4 protein-coding genes are annotated in these 2,455 nt (G+C 29.8%); all 4 read right to left on the reverse strand.

Annotated elements, in window-relative coordinates:
* Nucleotides 1-16: 16 nt before the first annotated feature.
* Nucleotides 17-637 carry a hypothetical protein gene (locus ACFQ1R_RS13095; RefSeq protein ID WP_379926715.1) on the reverse strand — a complete coding sequence of 207 codons (621 nt, stop codon included), beginning with the start codon at nt 635-637 and terminating at the stop codon, nt 17-19.
* Between the two features lie 149 nt (nt 638-786).
* Complete coding sequence (locus ACFQ1R_RS13100; protein ID WP_379926716.1) at nt 787-1,449, reverse strand: hypothetical protein; 663 nt, start codon at nt 1,447-1,449, stop codon at nt 787-789.
* A 156-nt stretch (nt 1,450-1,605) separates the two neighbouring features.
* Nucleotides 1,606-1,893: a type II toxin-antitoxin system RelE/ParE family toxin gene (locus ACFQ1R_RS13105; protein WP_379926717.1), complete on the reverse strand. Its 288-nt coding sequence runs from the start codon at nt 1,891-1,893 to the stop codon at nt 1,606-1,608.
* Entirely contained in the window at nt 1,886-2,125 is a 240-nt protein-coding gene (locus ACFQ1R_RS13110) for a ribbon-helix-helix domain-containing protein (RefSeq protein ID WP_379926718.1), read from the reverse strand. Before ACFQ1R_RS13110 ends, ACFQ1R_RS13105 begins: the two co-directional genes overlap by 8 nt.
* Between the last annotated feature and the right edge of the window lie 330 nt (nt 2,126-2,455).

Raw genomic sequence — 2,455 nt, forward strand, 5'->3', positions numbered from 1 at the left:
TTAGCAATAGTTTAGATTACTGATTATATTCCTTATTGATTTTTATTCCAAGTTTATCGAGATAATCATCAATTTCAATTTTATCCTCCCAAAGAGATTTGCCATTATTTAAATCGTAAGTTCCACCGGAATAGTCAGATGCATCTAAAAACCCAATTAATTTTGATTCAGTTTGTGATTTTGCCTTCTTCCAACAATTAAATATAAATGTCTTTTCTAGTTCTGCTTTATTTTCCCAAAATTCAGCCAAATCAAATCGATTATTTTGATCTAAATCGGAATAATCAATTCCACTTTCATCTAATACATTTCTAGCCAAATCTTCCAAATCGAAATAATCATAATCTTCTAGTTCTAATTCAGGTCTATCAATTGTGTATTCATTAGAGTAGAATGCATAACAAGGCTCAACAAACAGGAAACTCAATGGACTACTGGCATAGTAGTATAGGCTAATAACTTTTATTTGACTTGTATCTCGTTTAGTCCTAAATTCATATTGAAAACTTAGAACTTTGATCAAAAATTCTATCACCATTTCTTCTCTCGGCTTAAGTATTTTTTTTTCGAATTCAATATCAATCTTTTCTTCTAATATTTTACGTTCTGTAGATGTTAAATCATTATGGCTTTTCATTTACGAGAGTTGTCATTAAATTATTGCTAACGTTGTTGTATATGGTTTGTTGCGTGTTTAAGCACCTAATTTAGCAAATAAAAACCGAATAGAAAATCCGCAAGGATTTTCGTAAGTAGGCTAGAACTAGCAATAAATTATATACGGTGTTACCACACGTTTTTTATTTCCATTTTCTCTAATGTTTTTAAATATGTATCCACAGCTTTCTTTTCATCATTATAGTAATCTTCCCAAAAAGAATATTCATTTGGTATATATTGTTTTTCCGAAAAAGCTTTAATTTCTATTGTAGTTTCCTTTCCAGCATTAGAAACTTGGTGATAGAAGTCAGAAATATTTGTTAAATCAATTTCAAATAATTCCATTGGAATAAAACCTGAAGGTTTGAAAGAATTAGTTTTATCCACATAGTTCACTAAAGCAGAGTGATTACCTTTTTCAATTCCAGAATTTACAATTAGGAATTCATATTCTTTTCCAATTTCGACATTCCAGTTTCTTTCAGTTTTTTCGTGATAATTAAGAGCAACGTTTTTTATGCATTTTCCAATTATAGCTTTCGATTTTCTTTTCTTAAATTCTGTTTCAAATTCCTCCATTATAGAGTTGTTTAAAATAGTTTTAAAAAAATGTTTTATCTGGTCAGTCGTTTTCTTTTTATAATCATAGCTTATTAATTCAAGATAGTTTGATACTCCAATTAGGTTTTCAAATTCAGTTGAATTTTGTTGATACAACCATTGTTCAAAATCAGAAATATTCTTTCCAGACCAAATAAATTCCAATATATAAGACTTGATTTCGTTCATTTCGTCAATGTGTGGTAACGTTTATGTGTAAGGATAGTTGCGTGTGTAAGTAGCTAACTTACTAAAAAAGGAACGAACCAGAGGAAAATCCGTAGGATTTTCCAAGTAGGCAAGAACCAAGCAATTATTTTTACACGGTGTTACCAACTGTTATTTTTATAATATATTATTTAAATCTTGCCTTCCAATTATAGCCATTATCTCTACAATGTTATTATTAATTTTAAAATAAATACTGTCAGATCCACAGACACAGCGTCTATATCCGTATTTTATAAAGTCAACCGATTCAAACGAGTAAGGACGTTGAGCAATAATGTCAAAATACTCAAAAAATGAGTTAAAATATTTGTCAGCTTGTGTTATGCCAAATTTCTTTACGCCGTAATGATGAATTCTAATTAAGTCATCCTTAGCTACGTTACTTAACTTGTATTTAGCCATTCAATAAAGACTTTGATTTTGCTAAAATTTGCTCTTTACTATCATTCGTAAAACCGCTATTTTCAGCTATTTCTAATTTCGAGCTTATCCAATCAATTTGGCGTTGTTGATTTCTTGCCTGTCTTATTAGGTCATTTACAAGTTCACTTTTACTGGAATACTCGTTAGTCTCCACTTGGGTTTTTAACCATTCGTCATTTGGTTGTGTCAATGAAATGCTTTGTCGTGCCATTAGATTCGTTTTTGATGTAAATATACACCAAAAAAATATATTTACAAAAATATTTTAATCCAATAAACTAAACTTCAGAAGGTCGGGTTTTTATAGTTGGTAACGGTTACGTATAAGAATAGTGCGGTTTTGTGTCCGAGGATTTTCCGCAGGAAAATCAGAGAGACCAAATACGCACAAACTTTCGATTGAGCGATTTGTCCACATTATTTTTATACAATGTTACCTTGCGTTTTTATTGTCCGTTAAATATAGCGTTTTTTCTTTCTTTTTTCTCCTTTTTTTAATTGATTTTATGCGTTTAAAAATTCCGCAAACTTGCTCATTTTT

The sequence above is a fragment of the Mariniflexile jejuense genome (genome assembly GCF_042675665.1).
In the GTDB taxonomy this organism is placed as follows: Bacteria; Bacteroidota; Bacteroidia; order Flavobacteriales; family Flavobacteriaceae; genus Mariniflexile; species Mariniflexile jejuense.

What these genes read in the sequence shown, in the direction of transcription:
- ACFQ1R_RS13095 (WP_379926715.1), bottom strand. Translation starts at nt 637, where the DNA reads ATGAAAAGCCATAATGATTTAACATCTACAGAACGTAAAATATTAGAA.
- ACFQ1R_RS13100 (WP_379926716.1), bottom strand. Translation starts at nt 1,449, where the DNA reads ATGAACGAAATCAAGTCTTATATATTGGAATTTATTTGGTCTGGAAAG.
- ACFQ1R_RS13105 (WP_379926717.1), bottom strand. Translation starts at nt 1,893, where the DNA reads ATGGCTAAATACAAGTTAAGTAACGTAGCTAAGGATGACTTAATTAGA.
- ACFQ1R_RS13110 (WP_379926718.1), bottom strand. Translation starts at nt 2,125, where the DNA reads ATGGCACGACAAAGCATTTCATTGACACAACCAAATGACGAATGGTTA.